This is a genomic window from Streptomyces sp. NPDC052687, assembly GCF_040678395.1.
Classification (GTDB): Bacteria; Actinomycetota; Actinomycetes; order Streptomycetales; family Streptomycetaceae; genus Streptomyces.
The window spans coordinates 16,744-35,734 of the sequence record NZ_JBFATR010000011.1; the positions used below are offsets into that span (position 1 = coordinate 16,744).

Genomic DNA, 18,991 nt, shown 5'->3' on the forward strand with positions numbered 1-18,991 from the left:
TGGTCCGGGGCCCGGGAGCGCGGCCGGTCCCGTGGCCGGACATGCCGTCGGAGGTGCTGCCGGGGATGTGGCCGGGAGCGCGGCGAGCGGGGTCGCCGGGGGCGTGCGGCCCGCGCGGGGCGGCAAGATCGCGGCTGCCGCGGTGAACCAGGCGAGCGTCTGGAACGTCGCCAACCTGCTGACCATGCTGCGGCTGGTCCTGGTGCCGGCCTTCGTCGCGCTGATGCTGGCCGAGGGCGGCTACGACCCGGCGTGGCGCTCGCTCGCCTGGGCGGCCTTCGCCATCGCCATGATCACCGACCTCTTCGACGGCCATCTGGCGCGCACCTACAATCTCGTCACCGACTTCGGGAAGATCGCCGACCCCATCGCCGACAAGGCGATCATGGGAGCGGCGCTGATCTGTCTCTCGGCGCTGGGCGACCTGCCGTGGTGGGTGACGGCGGTGATCCTCGGACGTGAGGTCGGGATCACACTGATGCGCTTTCTCGTCATTCGCTACGGGGTCATCCCGGCGAGCCGGGGCGGCAAGCTCAAGACCCTCACCCAGGGCGTGGCCGTCGGGATGTACGTGCTGGCGCTGACCGGATGGCTGGCCACCCTCCGCTTCTGGGTGATGGCGGCGGCGGTCGTTTTGACCGTCGTGACCGGTCTGGACTATGTGAGACAAGCCATTGTGCTGCGCAGGCGGGGAATCGCCGAGCGCAAGGCCGCGTTGGAGGAGACGGAAGGGTGAGGTCCACGGCCGCCGACATCGCCGTCGACGTGGTGCGACTACTCGGAGTGAGGGGCGAGACGGTCGCCGTCGCCGAGTCCTTGACCGGTGGACTGGTCGCCGCGGAGCTCACGGCGGTTCCGGGTGCGTCCAAGGTGTTCCGGGGCTCCGTGACGCCGTACGCGACCGAGCTGAAGCACCGGCTGCTGGGCGTCGACGCGACGCTGCTGGCCCGGCACGGGGCGGTGAACGCGCAGGTCGCAGCTCAGATGGCAGCCGGAGTACGGAAGGCGCTGGGCGCCGACTGGGGCATCGCGACCACCGGTGTGGCCGGCCCCGAACCCCAGGACGGGCAACCCGTGGGGACGGTTTTCGTGGGCCTCGACGGACCGGGTGCGGCCGGTTCCGGTTCTGCCGGTGGCGGAAAAGTGGAGTCGCTGCGGTTGAACGGCGACCGCGCGGAAATTCGTATGGAGAGTGTACGGAGCGTACTCGCACTCCTTCTGACGGAGCTGGCGAGCGAACAGACCGGGAATGAGCGGGCACAGGATACGGAACAGAACGGGGGGTTTTGATGTTTGCAGCCCTGAGTGAACACGACATCGCTCCCCGCACGGCCGCGGCGCGAGGCGGTACGGTGGGGCGTGAAGGATGCGGCTACGCGGTCCGAGGAGGGAGCCACCGATGATTCTGCTCCGTCGCCTGTTGGGTGACGTGCTGCGTCGGCAGCGCCAGCGCCAGGGCCGTACTCTGCGCGAAGTCTCCTCGTCCGCCCGAGTCTCACTCGGCTATCTCTCCGAGGTGGAGCGGGGGCAGAAGGAGGCTTCCTCCGAACTGCTCGCCGCCATCTGCGACGCGCTGGACGTACGGATGTCCGAGCTGATGCGGGAAGTGAGCGACGAGCTCGCCCTCGCCGAGCTGGCCCAGTCCGCTGCGGCCACCCCCGGTGAGTCTGTGCCCACGCCGGTTCGTCCGATGCTGGGCTCCGTTTCGGTGACCGGCGTGCCACCGGAACGGGTGACCATCAAGGCGCCCGCCGAAGCGGTGGACGTGGTCGCCGCGTGAGTACGGCGCGGCGCCGAACGAGTGTCGTGTGACGTGTGAGCCCCGGCCGGGGCTTCTCCGGGAGAGCCCGGGGGAGAGTGGTCGGGGTTTTCGCGTATCCGGACGGTGAGGTTCAGCTCCCGGTCCGCGTCGCCTTGTTGGCGGGTAGGTTTTTTGCTCCGTTTGCCGGATATGTGTGTTCAGGTCATCGTGGAGTAGCCACGACCGGGTGAGCCAACGGAGGTGCGGATGAACGTCGTCAAGAGCCCGCTGTCCGATACGGACCTGAAAACCGTCGCCGACGCCCTGCAGGGCGCCCTCGTCGACCTGGTGGACCTGGCGCTGGTGGCGAAGCAGGTGCACTGGAGCGTCGTGGGGCCCCGGTTCCGGTCCGTGCACCTCCAGCTGGACGAGGTCGTGGGCACCGCGCGGACGCACTCCGACACCGTCGCCGAGCGGGCCTCCGCGCTGGGCGTCTCCCCGGACGGGCGGGCCGCGACGGTGGCCGCCGGCAGCGGCATCGGCGAGGTCCCCGGCGGCTGGGTCAAGGACGAGGACGCGGTACGGGTGCTCGTGGACGCGCTGGGCGCGGTCATCGCCCGGATGCGGGAACGGGTGGCGAGCACCGCGGAGCCCGACCCGGTGTCGCAGGACATCTTCATCCAGATCACCGCCGACCTCGAGAAGCATCACTGGATGTTCCAGGCGGAGAACGTGAACGTGTGACGCGCGGTGGGGTGAGAGGTGCGCCTGTGTGCCTTTGGTGCGCCCTCCCCGCGCTCGGAGTGGCCGTCTAGCGTCGGCCCGGTCGGGGTGTGACGGCGTTCTGGCGTCGGGCTGGAGGTGGCGGCCATGGCGGGGCGGATAGTGCGCTGGGGGGCCGTTCTGGGGCTCGGGGTGGTGTGGTGGTGGGCCGTCCTCCGGGTCGCGGTCGCCCCGGACGCGGGGGTGCTCGAAGGGACCGTCGCGGCGGGGGGATGGGGGTTGAGTCTGCTTCCGGTGCATGCCGTGTCCAAGACGCGGGCCGTGGGGGCGCTCGCGACGGGGCGGTGGCGGGCGGCGTGGCGGGGGGTGGGTTCGGGTGTCGGGGCGGAGGGGGGTTGTGCGGGGGACGCGGGTGCGGGGGCGGGGTGTGGCGGGGGTGCGGGTGCCAATTCTTCAGGGAGTGCCGGAGCGGGCTGTGATGGGGGTTGTGCTCCGGATGCCGATGCGCGTCTGGATGCGTCTGAGCCGTCGTGAACGGCCGGGGGCCGGTGGCCGGATGCGGGGAAGCGCGGATGTGATGGACCGTCAGGCGGCGGAGCGCTGCGGGGCCGGGCCCGTCTGGCAGGTGGGGCACCAGTAGGTGGGGCGGTCGCGGGAGCCGTCGCCCTGGTCGGCGACCCGGACGGGAGTGCCGCAGCGCAGGCAGGGACGGGGCGCGCGGCCGTAGACGAACAGATGCTGGCCGCGGCGGCCCGTCGTGCTGCGGACCGGGCGGTCGCGGTTGGCCTCCAGGAGTTTCTTGGCGAGCACCGGGAGCAGGGCGGAGCGGTCGGCGGGGAGGGCGCCGACGGGCAGCCAGGGGGTGGCGCCCAGCAGGAAGCACAGCTCGCTCTTGAACACGTTGCCGATACCGGCCAGGTTGCGCTGGTCCAGCAGGGCCTCGCCCAGGGGGCGGGCCGGGTCCGCGAGGAGGTTGGCCAGCGCGCGGTCGGGATCCCAGTCCGGGCCCAGGAGGTCCGGGCCCAGGTGGCCTACGGCGCGGTCCTCGTCGGCCGTGCGCAGCAGTTCCAGGACGGGGAGGCGGTAGCCGACGGCCGTACGGTCGGCGGTGCCGAGGATCGCCCGGATCTGGTGCGCCGGACCGCCGGTCCAGCGCTCACCGGCCCTGAACACCCTCCAGGCGCCGTCCATCCGCAGATGCGAGTGGAGGGTGAGGCCGCCTTCGATGCGGGTGAGGATGTGTTTGCCGCGCGGGGTGACGTCGAGGACGCCGCGGCCGGTGAGGTCGGTCGTGGCGTACCGGGGGACGCGGAGGTCGGAGAGGGTCAGCACCTTGCCCGCGAGGGCGGCGTGCAACCGGCTCGCGGCCTGCCAGACCGTGTCTCCTTCGGGCATGGGTCAAGGGTGGCACGAGGCGGCGGGAACCGGACGGGTGCGTCAGGCCCGCAGCCGCAGCCCCCTGGGTGTGGCGACGAAACCGGATCCTTCGAGGAGACTGCCCACGGGCGAGGTCAGGGCCTGGGCGCCGTTGATCCGTTCGACGGTGACCGTGCCGAGGGAGCCCGCGCGGGCGGCCGCGGCGAGGGCTTCCGCGGCGGCGCGCAGCCGGGGGTCGTCGGCGGGGTCCGTGTCCGGCTCGGCGGGCCAGGCCAGCAGGGTCTTGCCGCCACGCTCCATGTAGATCACCAGGTCGCCCTCGACGAGGACGACGAGTGAGCCCGCCTTGCGGCCCGGCTTGTGCCCCGCGTCGGTGGGCGGGTCGGGCCAGGGCAGGGCCGCGCCGTAGGCGTTCGCGGGATCGGCGGCGGCGAGGACGACGGCGCGCGGGGGCGGAGTGCCGTGGACTCCGTGACTGGCGGGGGCATTGCCGAGGGCTCCGGAGGCGGCTCCGGGGGTGCGGCGGCCGGAGCCCGGGCCGTACGGCGGGCGGCCGCCGTTCTGCCAGGCGGGGGCCGGCTGGGCCGGGGCGCGCGGGGAGACGTACTCGCCGGGCGCCGGGTGTCCGGCCGGGGTGTCGAACGGGTCGGATCCGTCCGGAGTGCCGTACCAGGAGGCCGAGTGGTCCTCGAAGGGGCCCAAGGGCTGGGCGCCGTCGAGGAAGTCGGCGGTGGCGCTGTCGACGGCGAGGGGCCTGGCGGTGCGGTCGGTGCGGTCGGTGCGGGAGCCGGGGGCCGTGCCGGGCAGGCCGGCGGCGCCGTGGGCGAAGTCCGCGTCGGGGCGGCCGGCGTTGCGCTCGCGGGCGTTCGCCACCGCGCGGAGGCGGTCCACCGCGCCGTCCATCGCGAACTGGGCGGCGCCCAGGCCCTCCACGACATAGCCGCGCCGCGCCTGGCCGCTCTCCTCGAAGGCGGACAGGATGCGGTACACCGCCGAGAAGCCGCCCTCGACGCCTTCCGCGGCCACCGCCCCGCGGGTCACGACGCCGTGCCGGTCGAGCAGGGTACGGGCCAAGGCGTGGGCGCGGACCGTGGTGTCGGGCTCGCGCTGCGGCAGCAGCGACCAGCGGCCGGCGACGGTCGGGGGGCCGCTGCGGGACGCCGTGCGGGCGGCGGCCGTCAGGGAGCCGTAACGCCCGCGCGGGACGGCGCGCTTGGCGCGGTGGGCGGTGGAGCCGGCGGTGCGGCCGGAGCCGAGCAGCGCGCGCATCGGGGCGAGCGTGTCGTTGGTCAGCCGCCCGGACCAGGCAAGGTCCCATAGGGCGTCGGCCAGTTGGGGGTCGGTGGCCTCCGGGTGGGTGGTCGCGCGGACCTGGTCGGCGATCTGACGGAAGAACAGGCCGTAGCCCCCGGAGAGGGTGTCCAGGACGGACTGGTGCAGGGCCGTCAGCTCCAGGGGGTGCGGGGGCGGCAGGAGCAGCGGGGCCGCGTCAGCGAGATACAGGGACACCCAGCCGTCCTTGCCGGGCAGCGCGCCCGCGCCCGCCCAGACGACCTCCCCGGCGGCGGTGAGTTCGTCGAGCATCGCCGGCGCGTAACCGCTCACCCGGGACGGCAGGACCAGCTTCTCCAGGGCGGACGCCGGCACCGAGGCGCCCTGCAACTGTTCGATGGCGCGCACCAGTCCGTCGACGCCGCGCAGGGTGTGGCCCTGCCCGACGTGCTGCCACTGGGGGAGGAACTGGGCGAGCGCGGGCGGGGGCACCGGCTCCAGCTCGTGCCGCAGCGCGGCGAGCGAGCGGCGGCGCAGCCGGCGCAGGACGGCCGTGTCACACCACTCCTGGCCGATGCCGGCCGGATGGAACTCGCCCTGCACGATCCGGCCGGACGCGGCCAGCCGTTGCAGGGCGCCCTCGGTGACCGCCACGCCGAGGCCGAAGCGGGCCGCCGCGGCGGCGGAGGTGAACGGGCCGTGGGTGCGCGCGTAGCGGGCGAGGAGGTCGCCCAGGGGGTCCTTCACCGGTTCCGTGAAGGCCTCCGGGACGCCGACCGGCAGTGCCGTGCCGAGGGCGTCGCGCAGACGGCCCGCGTCCTCGATCGCCGCCCAGTGGTCGGCGCCGGCGATGCGGACGCGGATCGCGCGGCGCGCGCCGGCCAGCTCCTGCGCCCACTGGGGTTCGGCGCCCCGCTGCGCCAGCTCGGCGTCCGTGAGGGGACCGAGGAGGCGCAGCAGGTCGGCGACGCCCTCGACGTCCTTGACGCGGCGGTCCTCGGTGAGCCACTGGAGCTCCTGCTCCAGCTCGGTCAGTACCTCCGCGTCGAGCAGTTCGCGCAGCTCCGCCTGGCCCAGCAGCTCGGCCAGCAGGCGTGAGTCCAGCGACAGGGCGGCCGCGCGGCGCTCGGCGAGCGGCGAGTCGCCCTCGTACAGGAACTGGGCGACGTAACCGAAGAGCAGGGACCGGGCGAAGGGGGACGGCTCCGGGGTGGTGACCTCGACGAGGCGGACCTTGCGGGACTCCAGGTCGCCCATCAGCTCGACGAGTCCGGGGACGTCGAACACGTCCTGAAGGCACTCGCGGACCGCCTCCAGGACGATCGGGAACGAACCGAACTCGCTCGCCACCTGGAGCAGCTGCGAGGCGCGCTGGCGCTGCTGCCACAGCGGGGTGCGCTTGCCGGGGTTGCGGCGCGGCAGCAGCAGCGCGCGGGCTGCGCACTCGCGGAAGCGGGCCGCGAAGAGGGCCGAACCGCCGACCTGGTCGGTGACGATCTGGTCGACCTCGCCCTTGTCGAAGACGACGTCGGCCGCGCCGACCGGGGCCTGCTCCGCGTCGTACTCCGCGCCCGCCTTCATGGGCTCCTGGTCGAGCAGGTCCATGCCCAGCAGGTCGGCGTCGGGCAGCCGCAGCACGATGCCGTCGTCGGCGTGCATGACCTGGGCGTCCATGCCGTACCGCTCGGAGAGCTTCGCGCCGAGGGCGAGTGCCCAAGGGGCGTGGACCTGGGCGCCGAAGGGGGAGTGCACGACGACCCGCCAGTCGCCGAGTTCGTCGCGGAAGCGTTCCACGACGATCGTGCGGTCGTCCGGGACGTGACCGCAGGCCTCGCGCTGCTCCTCCAGGTAGGACAGCACGTTGTCGGCGGCCCACGCGTCCAGGCCCGCCGCGAGCAGCCGCAGCCGCGCGTCGTCCTTGGGCAGCGAGCCGATCTCGCGCAGGAACGCGCCCAGCGCGCGGCCCAGCTCCAGCGGGCGGCCCAGCTGGTCGCCCTTCCAGAAGGGCAGCCGGCCGGGGACACCGGGGGCGGGGGAGACGAGGACGCGGTCGCGGGTGATGTCCTCGATGCGCCAGGAGCTGGTGCCCAGCGTGAAGACGTCTCCCACGCGGGACTCGTACACCATCTCCTCGTCCAGCTCGCCGACCCGGCCGCCGCCCTTCTTGGGATCGGCGCCGGCCAGGAAGACGCCGAAGAGACCCCGGTCCGGGATGGTGCCGCCGGAGGTGACGGCGAGGCGCTGGGCGCCGGGGCGGCCGGTGACGGTGCCGGCGACGCGGTCCCACACCACGCGCGGACGCAGCTCGGCGAAGGCGTCGGACGGATAGCGGCCGGCGAGCATGTCGAGGACTGCCGTGAACGCCGACTCGGGGAGCGAGGCGAAGGGGGCGGCGCGGCGGACGGTGGCGAGCAGGTCGTCGACCTGCCAGGTGTCCATCGCCGTCATCGCGACCAGCTGCTGGGCCAGCACGTCCAGGGGGTTGGCGGGGATCCTCAGGGACTCGATCGCGCCGGTGCGCATGCGCTCGGTGACGACGGCCGCCTGGACCAGGTCGCCCCGGTACTTAGGGAAGACCACACCGGTGGAGACCGCGCCGACCTGGTGTCCCGCGCGCCCGACGCGCTGCAGGCCGGAGGCCACGGAGGGCGGGGACTCCACCTGGACGACCAGGTCGACCGCGCCCATGTCGATGCCGAGTTCGAGGCTGGAGGTGGCGACCACGGCGGGCAGGCGGCCGGCCTTCAGGTCCTCCTCGACGAGGGCGCGCTGCTCCTTGGAGACCGAGCCGTGGTGGGCGCGCGCGATGACGGGCGGGGCGCCGTGGGCGGCGCCCGAGCCGCCCATCAGTTCGGCGGGCGCGTGGTGCTCGTCCAGGGACTCGCCGGTGGCCCGCTCGTACGCGATCTCGTTGAGGCGGTTGCACAGGCGCTCGGCGAGGCGGCGCGAGTTGGCGAAGACGATGGTCGAGCGGTGGGACTGGACCAGGTCGGTGATCCGCTCCTCGACATGCGGCCAGATCGAGGGACGCTCGCCGCCCTCCGAGCCCTCGGACACCGGAGAGCCGCCCAGCTCGCCCAGGTCCTCGACCGGGACGACCACCGACAGGTCGAACTCCTTGCCGGACTTCGGCTGGACGATCTCCACCTTGCCGCGCGGGGACAGGAAACGGGCGACCTCGTCGACCGGACGGACGGTCGCCGACAGGCCGATACGGCGGGCCGGACGCGGCAGCAGCTCGTCCAGGCGTTCCAGGGACAGCGCCAGGTGGGCGCCGCGCTTGGTGCCGGCCACGGCGTGCACCTCGTCCAGGATCACCGTCTCCACGCCCGTCAGCGCGTCGCGCGTGGCCGAGGTCAGCATCAGGAACAGCGACTCGGGGGTGGTGATCAGGATGTCCGGCGGGCGCGTGGACAGGGCGCGGCGTTCGGCGGCGGGGGTGTCGCCGGAGCGGATGCCGACCTTGACCTCCGGTTCGGGCAGGCCGAGCCGGACGGCCTCCTGGCGGATGCCGGTGAGCGGGCTGCGGAGGTTGCGCTCGACGTCGACGGCCAGGGCCTTCAGCGGGGAGACGTACAGGACGCGGCAGCGCTTCTTGGGGTCGGCCGGCGGAGGCGTGGAGGCGAGCTGGTCCAGGGCGGCCAGGAACGCGGCCAGGGTCTTGCCGGAACCGGTGGGGGCGACCACCAGCACGTCCGAGCCCTCGTGGATGGCTTTCCAGGCGCCCTCCTGGGCGGCCGTGGGCGCGGAGAAGGCACCCGCGAACCAGCCGCGGGTCGCGGGCGAGAAACCGTCCAGGGCTCGGTGTCGGGAGCTGGCCATGCGTCCATCCTGCACCTCGCCACTGACAATGGGCCTGAGCTGCCCTTTCAGCCTGCCCGGACTCCGCCGGCCGGCTGGTCGACAATGGGTTCATGAGTTCGAGCGAGCGGGCACGCCACTGGCGGTACGCCGAGCTGCCCGGCGTCGATCTGCTGCGGGCCCGGTACGTCCGCAAGACGTTCGTCCGGCACACCCACGAGAACTTCGTGATCGCCGCGATCGCCGACGGGGTCGAGGTCTTCCAGCACCGGGGCGCCGACGAGTACGCCGGAGCGGGCGCGCTGGCGCTGGTCAACCCGGACACACCGCACACCGGGCGGGCCGGGGTGCCCGAGGGATGGCGGTACGGGGCCGTCTATCCGTCGCCCGAGGTGGTGGCGCAGATCGCGGCCGAGACGACCGTCTTCCGCGGCACCCCCGGTTTCGTCCGGCCGGTGCTCGACGACCCGTACGCCGTCGGGCTGGTGCATCAGGTGCTGCGCGCCGCCGACGAGGGCAACGCGCTGGCCGCCGACACGCTGCTGCGGGTGGCGGTGACCCGGCTGCTCCGGCTGAACGGCGGACCGCTGCGGCAGCGGCAGGTGCGGACGGCCGGGGCGCGGCTCGCGGCCGACGCGCGGGCCGTGCTCGAGGAGCGGATGGCCGAGCCGCCCACCCTGGAGAAGCTGGCGGCGGACCTGGACACCAGCCCCTTCGCGCTGCTGCGGGCCTTCCGGGCCGCCTATGGGATGCCGCCGCACACCTGGCTGACCGACGCGCGGGTACGGCGGGCGCGGCGGCTGCTGGACGCGGGCAGCTCACCCGCGGAGGCCGCCGTCGCCGTCGGCTTCACCGACCAGCCGCACCTCAACCGGCACTTCAGCCGGATCGTGGGGGTGCCTCCGGGGGCCTACCAGCGCGAGCGCAAGAACGTACAAGACGCGCCGCGGCGGCCCCGTCTACCCTCCGAGGGGTGGCCGAAGAAACAGCTTCCGCGGACATACGCGCGGACGACGGAAAGCCGGGCAACGGAGGAGAGCCGGACGGAGGAAGGCCGGGCGACGAAGGAAGGCCGGGCGTTGCAGGAAGGCGGGACGCCCTGAGAGGGGCGGATGCCGGAGGGAAGCCGGACGCCGCCGTCGTCCGGGACGCCCTCGGGGTCGGGGTGGCCGTAGGACTGTCCGGGTTCGCCTTCGGGGTGACCTCGGCGGGCAACGGGCTGACCCTGGCGCAGACCTGTGTGCTCAGCCTGCTGGTGTTCACCGGCGCGTCCCAGTTCGCGCTGGTGGGGGCGCTCGCCGGTGGCGGGAACCCGGTGACCGCCGCGGCCGGTGCCCTCTTCCTGGGGGTGCGCAACGCCTTCTACGGGCTGCGCCTCTCGCAGCTGCTGTCGCTTCCCCGCGCGGTGCGGCCGTTCGCCGCCCAGTGGGTGATCGACGAGACGACGGCCGTCGCGCTGGCGCAGCCGACACGGCGCGCGGCCCGCATCGGGTTCGCCGTCACGGGGCTCAGCCTCTACCTGCTCTGGAACCTGACCACACTGCTCGGCGCGCTCGGCGCCGAGGCCATCGGCGACACCGAGGCCTGGGGACTCGACGCGGCCGGACCCGCGGTCTTCCTGGCGCTGCTGGCGCCGATGCTGAGGAGCGCCACCGAGCGGGCCGTCGCCGCCCTCGCCGTCGTCCTGGGGCTGGGGCTGCTCCCGGTGCTGCCCGCGGGCGTCCCGGTGCTGGTGGCCGCCCTCGCGGCCCCGGCCGTGCTGTGGGCGCGCGGCCGGCGTGGAGTACGGAAGGAGGGCCGGTGAACACCTGGATCGCCATCGCGGTGACCGCCGCGGGCTGCTACGCCGTCAAGCTGGCCGGACTGCTCGTCCCGGCGGGCGCGCTGGAGCGGCCGCTCGTCCGGCGGCTGGCCGCCCTGCTGCCCGTCGCCCTCCTCGCCGCCCTCACGGCCCAGCAGACCTTCGCCGCCGGGCAGACGCTGGTGCTGGACGCGAGGGCCGCGGGGGTCGCCGCGGCCGGTGTGGCGCTGGTGCTGCGCGCGCCCTTCCTGCTCGTCGTCACGGTGGCCGTGGCGGTGACGGCGGGGGTGCGGGCCCTGGGCGGATGAGATCAGCCGATGGGGCGGCCGTGCGCCCTGAGGGTGCGCAGGGCCTCGACCGTCACCATGGGGCGTGCCTCCAGGGCGGGCCCGGGTGCCCACTGGTGCCAGCGGATGGGCCAGCCGCCGTCCTCCTGCTGCTCGCTCGCCAGGTGATCCAGGGAGCGCGCCATCTCGTCGTCGGTGAACCACGCGCGCGCGAGGGACTGCGGTGTGGGCGCGTAGTCGTGCGGGAAGTGGTGCTCGCCCGGGGCGTACCCGGGGGCGACGGGGTAGTCGTCGAGGCGGTCCGGGTCGAGGGCCGCGAGCCGCTGTTCGCGCACCAGGCGGCCCAGCCGGTCGGCGGCGGACTCCGCGCGGGCACGGTCCGGCGCGGCGTCCAGGAAGGCGACGGCGGCCTGGATCTCGTACGGATGGGACCGCTCCAGGGACTCCACCGCCTGCCAGCAGAAGTCCGTCGCGCGGAACAGCCAGGCGTGCCACACCTCGTTGCGGTGCAGCACACCGACGACCGGGCCGGTGGCGAGAAGTTCACTGGGCGGATCGTCCACGACCGGCACGAAGGGCGCCGCGGGATAGCCGCGCTGGCTGGGATGGACGGCCGGCAGCGCTCCGTCGGCCGTGGACACGGAGGTCAGATAGCGGCACACCCGCTCCACGCGCTGTCCGCCGCAGCGCCCGATCGAGTCCAGCACCCGCAGGGCCCGCGCGGTGTGCAGCGGTTGGCTGACCGGGCCGCGCAGATCGGGCTCCAGGGCGTGGCCGTAGCCGCCGTCCTGGTTGCGGTAGGCGTCCAGCGCGGTGTCCACCGGGTCGGCGCCGCCGTTGAGGAAGTGGTACGCGAAGAGGCGCTGTTCCAGCACCCGCGCGGTGAGCCAGACGAACTGTTCGGCGCGGAAGAGCGGGGAGCGCGCCGGGGGCGTTGTGGGGAGTGGGGATGCTCCTGTTTCGGCCATGGCTCAGACCGTAGGGCGAAAAGAGGGCCCGGCAAGCGGTCCCGGCTCGGGCCCACTCTCAGGGGCGGGATACTGGTGTCATGCGGTTGACGGTCTTCTGGGAGCGGATGGCGGAGCACTTCGGGACGGGGTACGCCGAAACCTTCGCGCGCGATCACGTGATGTCGGAGCTCGGCGGGCGCACCGTGCACGAGGCGCTGGCCGCCGGCTGGGAGGCCAGGGACGTGTGGCGCGTGGTGTGCGACGTCATGAACGTGCCCCAGGAGAAGCGCTGACAGGTCACGAAGATCGCGGGGCGGTGACCGGTTGTCGGTGGCGTGGGCGAAACTGGCAGCGTGGCACCGACAGATGAGACCGGGCAGGCAGCCCCGCACGCACCCTCGAACGGCACGACGCCGCCCGCCCGGCCCCCGGCCGACGGCGCCGCCGCGCCCGGCGCGCGCATGCCGCGCTGGCTGCCCCGCGCCATGGTGCTGGCGCTCGCGCTCGTCGCCGTCTTCCAGCTGGGCAGTTGGGCCTTCCACCAGCTCACCGGCCTGCTGATCAACATCCTGATCGCGTTCTTCCTGGCCCTCGCCGTCGAGCCGGCGGTGAGCTGGATGGCCGCGCGCGGGGTCCGCCGCGGGCTGGGCACCTTCCTGGTGATCCTCGCCGTGCTGATCGTGGCCGCGGGCTTCGTCACCCTGCTGGGCTCGATGCTGGCGGGCCAGATCATCACGATGGTCGAGAGCTTCCCCGACTATCTCGACTCCGTGATCAACTGGGTCAACGCCCACTTCCACACCGATCTGAGACGGGTGGACATCCAGGAGGGCCTGCTCCGCTCCGACTGGCTGCGCAACTACGTGCAGAACAGCGCCACCGGCGTGCTCGACGTGTCCGCGCAGGTCCTCGGGGGGCTCTTCCAGCTGCTGACGATCGCCCTGTTCTCGTTCTACTTCGCCGCCGACGGACCGCGGCTGCGCCGGGCGATCTGCTCCGTGCTGCCGCCCGCCCGGCAGGCCGAGGTGCTGCGCGCGTGGGAGATCGCCGTCGACAAGACCGGCGGGTACATCTACTCGCGCGGTCTGATGGCGTTGATCTCCGGAGTCGCGCACTACGTGCTCCTGGAGGTCCTGGGCGTGCCCTACGCGCCCGTGCTGGCCGTCTGGGTGGGCCTGGTGTCGCAGTTCATCCCCACCATCGGCACGTATCTCGCGGGCGCACTGCCGATGCTGATCGCCTTCACGGTGGACCCCTGGTACGCGCTGTGGGTGCTGGTCTTCGTCGTGATCTACCAGCAGTTCGAGAACTACGTCCTGCAGCCCAAGCTGACCTCGAAGACCGTCGACATCCACCCGGCGGTCGCCTTCGGCTCGGTGGTGGCCGGCACCGCGCTGCTCGGCGCCGTCGGCGCGCTGATCGCCATTCCGGCGGTCGCCACGCTCCAGGCGTTCCTCGGGGCGTACGTGAAGCGGTACGCCGTCACGGACGACCCGCGGGTCCACGGCCACCGAGGCCGCGGCGCCGGTCCCGGTCCGGTCGTACGGATGCGGAGCCTGTGGGGGAGGGCGCGGGCGCGGCGGCAGGCCCGTCCGTAGCGGTGCTCGTCCGCAGTGGTGCCCGGGCGCAGCGGTGCTCGTCCGCGGCGGTGCCCGGGGGCCAGGGACGGCGCTCGCGACCCGCGTGCCTCGCTTGACACAAAAATCGAACATCCATTCATATGGAAGCTCCGGCGAGGTTCTCGGTGGGTGTTTCGGCCCGCTTTGGGCGGAGAAATGCCCGAGTTATCCACAGGCCGGACCAGCGTCGGGGCGCATTGTCAGTGGCAGGCGTTAGCGTCTTTGACGTGAAGCGATCGACTCAAGCAAACCGGGTGGAACCCATGGCAGGAACCGACCGCGAGAAGGCGCTCGATGCCGCCCTCGCACAGATTGAACGGCAATTCGGCAAGGGCGCGGTCATGCGCATGGGCGAGCGGTCCAAGGAGCCCATCGAGGTCATCCCGACCGGGTCGACCGCGCTCGACGTGGCCCTCGGCGTGGGCGGTCTGCCCCGCGGCCGTGTGGTGGAGATCTACGGACCGGAGTCCTCCGGTAAGACCACGCTGACCCTGCACGCCGTGGCCAACGCCCAGAAGGCCGGCGGCCAAGTGGCCTTCGTGGACGCGGAGCACGCCCTCGACCCCGAGTACGCGCGCAAGCTCGGCGTCGACATCGACAACCTGATCCTCTCCCAGCCCGACAACGGCGAGCAGGCCCTGGAGATCGTGGACATGCTGGTCCGCTCCGGCGCCCTCGACCTGATCGTCATCGACTCCGTCGCCGCGCTCGTGCCGCGCGCGGAGATCGAGGGCGAGATGGGCGACAGCCACGTCGGCCTCCAGGCCCGCCTGATGAGCCAGGCCCTGCGGAAGATCACCAGCGCGCTCAACCAGTCCAAGACGACGGCGATCTTCATCAACCAGCTCCGCGAGAAGATCGGTGTGATGTTCGGCTCCCCGGAGACCACCACCGGTGGCCGGGCGCTGAAGTTCTACGCCTCGGTGCGCATCGACATCCGCCGCATCGAGACTCTGAAGGACGGCACGGAGGCGGTCGGCAACCGCACCCGCTGCAAGGTCGTCAAGAACAAGGTGGCGCCGCCCTTCAAGCAGGCCGAGTTCGACATCCTCTACGGCCAGGGCATCAGCCGCGAGGGCGGCCTGATCGACATGGGCGTGGAGCACGGCTTCGTCCGCAAGGCCGGCGCCTGGTACACGTACGAGGGCGACCAGCTCGGCCAGGGCAAGGAGAACGCGCGCAACTTCCTCAAGGACAACCCCGACCTGGCCAACGAGATCGAGAAGAAGATCAAGGAGAAGCTGGGCGTCGGCGTGCGGCCCGAGGAGCCGGCCGCCGAGCCGGGCGCGGACGCCGCGGTCACCACCGCCCCCGCGGACGACGCCGCCAAGTCGGTGCCTGCCCCGGCGGCGGCGAAGACGGCCAAGACCAAGGCCGCGGCCGCCAAGAGCTGAGCCCGTGACACGGCGAACCGACTGGTCCGAGTACGAGTACGCCCACCCCGGCCCCGCGTGGGAGCCGGGGAGCGAGGACGACGGGCGCGCCGCCGGACAGGGCGCCGGCCGGTCGGACGGCGACCCGCACCACCCGCACGACCCGTACGACCCGTCCCCCGGTGCGGGGACGAACGGAGGCTCCCCGCGCGGCGCGGGCGGCTCACGCGGACGGCGTGGACGTCGGCGCGGCTTCGGGGATCCGCCCGCCGAGGACGGGGGCTCCTCTCTCTCGTCGAGGGCCGAGAAGGGGGAGTCCTCAGGGGACCCGGTCGAGCGGGCGCGAGCGATCTGCCTGCGCCTGCTCACCGGGACCCCGCGCACCCGCAAGCAACTCGCGGACGCCCTGCGCAAGCGGGAGATCCCGGACGACGTCGCCGAGGAGGTGCTGTCACGCTTCGAAGAGGTGGGACTGATCGACGACAGCGCCTTCGCGGACGCCTGGGTGGAGTCCCGCCACCACGGCCGGGGACTGGCCCGGCGCGCGCTCGCCCGGGAGCTGCGCACCAAGGGCGTCGACTCCACGCTGATCGACGCGGCGGTCGGCCGGCTCGACTCCGAACAGGAGGAGGCGACCGCGCGTGAGCTGGTCGCCCGTAAGCTGCGCGCCACCCGCGGCCTCGACCGGGACAAACGGCTCCGCCGCCTCGCGGGGATGCTCGCCCGCAAGGGCTACTCCGAGGGCCTGGCCCTGCGGATCGTCCGGCAGGCGCTGGAGGAGGAGGGGGAGGACACGGAGTTCCTGGAGGACGAGGGGTTCTGACGCGGCTGTCGGCTCCGACGCGGCTGACGCTCCGACGTGGCCGAGGGCTTCGGTGCGGCCGGCGGCTTCGGCGCGGCGCCGCGCCGTCACGGGCCCTGCACACGGTGGACGCGCGGGGGCGCCCATCGCGTACAGGGCCGAAGGACCCGCCACGTCCCCCGGGCGCGCGCCCCGCGCCGGCTGGCGCTAGGCGTGCTGCTCGACCACCGGCAGCCCCGCCGCCCGCCAGGCCTGGAAGCCGCCGATCACGTCCGTGGCCCGGTGCAGTCCCAGCCGGTGCAGGGACTCGGCGGCGAGGGACGACGCGTATCCCTCGTTGCACAGCACCACGACCCGCAGCTCATGGCCGGTGGCCTCGGGAAGACGGTGGCTGCCCCAGGGGTCGAGCCGCCACTCCAGTTCGTTGCGCTCCACGACCAGGGCGCCGGGGAGCAGGCCGTCCCGCTCGCGCAGCGCGGCGTACCGGATGTCCACGAGCAGTGCCTCACCGGCCTGCTGGGCGGTGTAGGCCTCGCGCGGCCCGATCCGCTCGTAGCCCGCCCGCACCCGCTCCAGCAACTGGTCGATGCCCACGGGCGCCTCGCGCTCGCCGCCGCTCACTGCCAGTCCTCCGGGCGCTCGACGTGCTCCAGGCGCAGCACCTGGCCCGTGCGGCTGAAGCGGCGGATCCGGGGCAGCGGCGGGTAGTAGGCGTGGACCGAGATCGCGTGCTCCTCGGTCGACTCGTTGAGCACCTCGTGGACGTGGTGACGGCCGAAGGCGCGGCCCTGACCGGCCGGCAGCAGGCGGTGGCGGTCCACACCCTCGGTGAGTTCGAGGGTCTTCCAGCCGTCGGTGGGCAGCCGCGCGGCCAGCGCGTTCTCCCGCAGTTCGCCGCGCGCGGTGAGGAAGGCGCCCACCGAGTCGGCGTGGTCGTGCCAGCCGGTACCCGTGCCGGGCGGCCAGCCGATCAGCCAGGCCTCGCTGCCGCCGGGCCCCTGGAGCCGTACCCAGGTACGGCCCTCCGGGTCGAGCGGCAGGGATTCGATCAGCGCGGTGTCGGCCGCCGCACGCCGGACGAAGTCCAGCAGATCGGCCTGGGTGGGCGCGGAGCCACGCCCCGCGGCGGACGCGGCGGAGGCGGCGGAGGCAGGGGAGGGGGTGGGGGCGGGGGAGGGAAAGAGGGCAGACACGTGGACCGTCCTGATGAGTTCGCGGAAGCGCGCGCGACAACGCATCGAGCGGCGCGCGGCAGAGAGAGGAAGCGAGATCAGCAGGACGGTCGACACACGCAGCCCGCGTAACGGACGAGGTCCATATGGACCCGTCGCCACAGGCGCACGCAGGTGTCGGTCACGATCCGGAGTAGACCATGCCGGTCCAGACTGGTCAACTCGCTGTCACCATGTGGACACATGGTGACAGCGAGCGCCCTCAGCTCTCAGCGCGAGCTAGCACCGGCCTCCGCCTGGACCCCGGCTCGCGTCCCGCCTCCGGCGCCGGCCTGGGCCGGGCCGCCGAGCGTCGCCTCGGCCGCCGCGTAGAGGTCGGCGGGGCGCACCCCGTTCAGGGCCGTGACGAGATGGCCGTCGGGCCGGACGAGGAGCACGGTGTGGGCGGCCGCGCCGGGATAGCTCTCGGCGACCAGCAGCTCGGCGGGGTGCGGCAGGGCGGACACCGCGGCCGCGAGCCGGGGCATGATCCCGGCCGTCGCCCAGTGCTTGCGCTCCCACACGCCGGTACCGGGCGCGATCAGCACGACGAGCAGCGTGCCCCGGCCGAGCCGGTCGCGCAGCCGTACGAACGAGCCGTCCTCCGCGGTGACCACGACATCGGTGACCGGTGCTCCCGGCGGGGTGGCGACCGGGACCTCGGCCTCGATGTGCCGGGGTGCGAGCGGGGAGTCGGCATAGCCGCCGGGGGCGCCCAGCGGGCCGCTGCCCAGGTGGCCGTCGGTGAGCAGCGCGTCATGACCGCGGGCGGCGCCCGGCACGTACGAGCGCAGGCCCTTGCCGCCGCGCACCTGCGGCAACGCCTGGTCGGCGGCGCGCAGCCGGGCGGCGACGACCGCGCGCCGCTCGGCCTGGTAGCTGTCGAGCAGCGCCTCGTGCGGCCCGTGGTGCCACGCCAGCGCCAGCTTCCAGGCGAGGTTGTCGGCGTCCCGCAGCCCCTCGTCCAGCCCCTGGGTGCCGAGCGCGCCGAGCAGATGCGCCGCGTCCCCGGCGAGGAAGACCCGGCCCGCCCGCCAGCGCCTTGCCAGCCGGTGGTGGACGATGTGCACTCCGGTGTCCAGCAGTTCGTACGACGGTGAGGCCTCGCCCGTCCAGCCGGTCAGGGTCTCCTGGACGCGGGCCAGCAGCAGCTCGGGCGTGACCAGGTCCTTGCCGGGCGGCAGCAGCCAGTCCAGCCGCCAGACACCGTCCGGCAGCGGGCGAGCGGTCACCTCCCCGGCCGAGGGCCCCGACGACCGCCACGGCGGCATCCGGTGGAGCAACGCCTGACCCGGCCACGGAAGTTCCGTCCGCAGCGCGGCCACGGCGTGCCGCTCCACCGCCGTACGGCCCGGGAAGCGGATGTCCAGGAGCTTGCGCACGGTCGAGCGGGGGCCGTCGCAGCCCACCAGGTAACTGCCGCGCCACCAGGTGCCCTGGGCGCCGCGGGTGTGCGCGGTGACGCCCGAGGGTTCCTGCTCCACGGCGTCCAGCCGGCTCCCCGCGACGATCTTGACGATTCGTTCCCGCGCCAGCGCGGCGCGCAGGGCGTCCGTGAGCACGTGCTGGGCGATGTGCAGCGGGGAGACCGGGGGCGCGTCGTCCTCCGCGTCGTCCTCCGGGGCCTCGCCGAACGTGATCTCGCGCATCACCTGCTTGCGCCGCATCGACCGCCATCCGGCCCAGTGCGCGCCGGCCTCGTCCAGTGCCGTCCCGGTCAGCCGGGACATCAGCGCGGCGGTGTCCTCGTGCAGGGCGACGGTGCGCGCCAGGCGCGGTTCGTCCTTGCCCGGGCCCTCGTCGAGGACGACGCACGGCACCTCCTGACGCGCCAGTGCCAGGGCGAGCGTCAGCCCGACGGGCCCCGCTCCGACGATGATCACCGGGTCCACGGCGCGGCGCCCCCTGCCCGTGACGGTGTCCTGAGGGATGTGAGGGAACAGGAAGGTGGAGCAGGGTGCACGATCACAGAAAGTATGCAACCTATTGCGGGTGCTTGCGTCAAGTGACGAAGGCAGTGGCGGGTTCGCCACT

The 18,991-nt window shown here is 73.5% G+C and carries 19 protein-coding genes; 12 read left to right on the plus strand and 7 right to left on the minus strand.

The window, feature by feature from the left end; translation table 11 throughout:
- Nucleotides 1–67: 67 nt before the first annotated feature.
- The 5 genes from pgsA (at nucleotide 68) to AB0K92_RS12730 (ending at nucleotide 2,998) form a co-directional block, all read left to right on the plus strand.
- Nucleotides 68–736, plus strand: coding sequence for a CDP-diacylglycerol--glycerol-3-phosphate 3-phosphatidyltransferase (pgsA, locus tag AB0K92_RS12710; protein WP_365922083.1), 669 nt, complete (start codon nucleotides 68–70; stop codon nucleotides 734–736).
- Nucleotides 733–1,290 carry a CinA family protein gene (locus AB0K92_RS12715; protein ID WP_365922085.1) on the plus strand — a complete coding sequence of 186 codons (558 nt, stop codon included), beginning with the start codon at nucleotides 733–735 and terminating at the stop codon, nucleotides 1,288–1,290. Before pgsA ends, AB0K92_RS12715 begins: the two co-directional genes overlap by 4 nt.
- Nucleotides 1,291–1,399: 109 nt before the next feature.
- Complete coding sequence (locus AB0K92_RS12720) at nucleotides 1,400–1,780, plus strand: helix-turn-helix transcriptional regulator (protein ID WP_365922087.1); 381 nt, start codon at nucleotides 1,400–1,402, stop codon at nucleotides 1,778–1,780.
- Between the two features lie 228 nt (nucleotides 1,781–2,008).
- Nucleotides 2,009–2,485: a DNA starvation/stationary phase protection protein gene (locus tag AB0K92_RS12725; protein ID WP_365922089.1), complete on the plus strand. Its 477-nt coding sequence runs from the start codon at nucleotides 2,009–2,011 to the stop codon at nucleotides 2,483–2,485.
- Between the two features lie 126 nt (nucleotides 2,486–2,611).
- Nucleotides 2,612–2,998, plus strand: coding sequence for a hypothetical protein (locus tag AB0K92_RS12730; protein ID WP_365922091.1), 387 nt, complete (start codon nucleotides 2,612–2,614; stop codon nucleotides 2,996–2,998).
- Nucleotides 2,999–3,049: 51 nt separating this feature from the next.
- Here the strand turns inward: AB0K92_RS12730 and AB0K92_RS12735 are convergent, their stop codons facing one another.
- Both AB0K92_RS12735 and AB0K92_RS12740 read right to left on the minus strand, forming a co-directional pair.
- Nucleotides 3,050–3,859, minus strand: coding sequence for a DNA-formamidopyrimidine glycosylase family protein (locus AB0K92_RS12735; RefSeq protein ID WP_365922093.1), 810 nt, complete (start codon nucleotides 3,857–3,859; stop codon nucleotides 3,050–3,052).
- A gap of 42 nt (nucleotides 3,860–3,901) precedes the next feature.
- The gene (locus AB0K92_RS12740; protein WP_365922095.1) at nucleotides 3,902–8,935 is read right to left on the minus strand and encodes an ATP-dependent helicase; all 5,034 of its coding nucleotides are present in this window, start codon (nucleotides 8,933–8,935) and stop codon (nucleotides 3,902–3,904) included.
- 92 nt (nucleotides 8,936–9,027) lie between these two features.
- Between AB0K92_RS12740 and AB0K92_RS12745 the strand changes: the two genes are divergently transcribed.
- From AB0K92_RS12745 to AB0K92_RS12755, 3 genes are read left to right on the plus strand one after another with little or no spacing between them, the layout of a single operon-like run.
- Nucleotides 9,028–10,017, plus strand: a complete 990-nt coding sequence (locus AB0K92_RS12745) for an AraC family transcriptional regulator (protein ID WP_365922097.1) — start codon at nucleotides 9,028–9,030, stop codon at nucleotides 10,015–10,017.
- Nucleotides 10,014–10,718, plus strand: coding sequence for an AzlC family ABC transporter permease (locus AB0K92_RS12750; RefSeq protein ID WP_365922260.1), 705 nt, complete (start codon nucleotides 10,014–10,016; stop codon nucleotides 10,716–10,718). The genes AB0K92_RS12745 and AB0K92_RS12750 overlap by 4 nt, the downstream gene beginning before the upstream one ends.
- On the plus strand, nucleotides 10,715–11,023 hold the full coding sequence (locus AB0K92_RS12755) for an AzlD domain-containing protein (protein WP_166002641.1): 309 nt from the start codon (nucleotides 10,715–10,717) through the stop codon (nucleotides 11,021–11,023). The genes AB0K92_RS12750 and AB0K92_RS12755 overlap by 4 nt, the downstream gene beginning before the upstream one ends.
- A gap of 2 nt (nucleotides 11,024–11,025) precedes the next feature.
- On the opposite strand, the gene AB0K92_RS12760 is transcribed toward AB0K92_RS12755, so the two are convergent.
- Nucleotides 11,026–11,970: a hypothetical protein gene (locus tag AB0K92_RS12760; protein ID WP_365922099.1), complete on the minus strand. Its 945-nt coding sequence runs from the start codon at nucleotides 11,968–11,970 to the stop codon at nucleotides 11,026–11,028.
- Nucleotides 11,971–12,050: 80 nt separating this feature from the next.
- Between AB0K92_RS12760 and AB0K92_RS12765 the strand changes: the two genes are divergently transcribed.
- From AB0K92_RS12765 to recX, 4 genes are all read left to right on the plus strand, one after another.
- Nucleotides 12,051–12,245: a DUF3046 domain-containing protein gene (locus AB0K92_RS12765; RefSeq protein WP_365922101.1), complete on the plus strand. Its 195-nt coding sequence runs from the start codon at nucleotides 12,051–12,053 to the stop codon at nucleotides 12,243–12,245.
- A gap of 60 nt (nucleotides 12,246–12,305) precedes the next feature.
- The gene (locus tag AB0K92_RS12770; RefSeq protein WP_365922103.1) at nucleotides 12,306–13,550 is read left to right on the plus strand and encodes an AI-2E family transporter; all 1,245 of its coding nucleotides are present in this window, start codon (nucleotides 12,306–12,308) and stop codon (nucleotides 13,548–13,550) included.
- A 284-nt stretch (nucleotides 13,551–13,834) separates the two neighbouring features.
- The gene (gene recA, locus AB0K92_RS12775; protein WP_166002644.1) at nucleotides 13,835–14,965 is read left to right on the plus strand and encodes a recombinase RecA; all 1,131 of its coding nucleotides are present in this window, start codon (nucleotides 13,835–13,837) and stop codon (nucleotides 14,963–14,965) included.
- Between the two features lie 4 nt (nucleotides 14,966–14,969).
- Entirely contained in the window at nucleotides 14,970–15,767 is a 798-nt protein-coding gene (gene recX / locus AB0K92_RS12780; protein WP_365922105.1) for a recombination regulator RecX, read from the plus strand.
- A gap of 186 nt (nucleotides 15,768–15,953) precedes the next feature.
- Here recX and AB0K92_RS12785 read toward each other — a convergent pair whose 3' ends face one another.
- The 4 genes from AB0K92_RS12785 to AB0K92_RS12800 form a co-directional block, all read right to left on the minus strand.
- Complete coding sequence (locus AB0K92_RS12785) at nucleotides 15,954–16,367, minus strand: rhodanese-like domain-containing protein (protein WP_365922107.1); 414 nt, start codon at nucleotides 16,365–16,367, stop codon at nucleotides 15,954–15,956.
- Nucleotides 16,364–16,939, minus strand: coding sequence for a cysteine dioxygenase (locus tag AB0K92_RS12790; RefSeq protein WP_365922109.1), 576 nt, complete (start codon nucleotides 16,937–16,939; stop codon nucleotides 16,364–16,366). The genes AB0K92_RS12785 and AB0K92_RS12790 overlap by 4 nt, the downstream gene beginning before the upstream one ends.
- Before the next feature lie 77 nt (nucleotides 16,940–17,016).
- Nucleotides 17,017–17,163 carry a putative leader peptide gene (locus AB0K92_RS12795; RefSeq protein ID WP_365922111.1) on the minus strand — a complete coding sequence of 49 codons (147 nt, stop codon included), beginning with the start codon at nucleotides 17,161–17,163 and terminating at the stop codon, nucleotides 17,017–17,019.
- A gap of 24 nt (nucleotides 17,164–17,187) precedes the next feature.
- Nucleotides 17,188–18,849 carry an FAD-dependent monooxygenase gene (locus tag AB0K92_RS12800; protein ID WP_365922113.1) on the minus strand — a complete coding sequence of 554 codons (1,662 nt, stop codon included), beginning with the start codon at nucleotides 18,847–18,849 and terminating at the stop codon, nucleotides 17,188–17,190.
- Nucleotides 18,850–18,991: the final 142 nt, after the last annotated feature.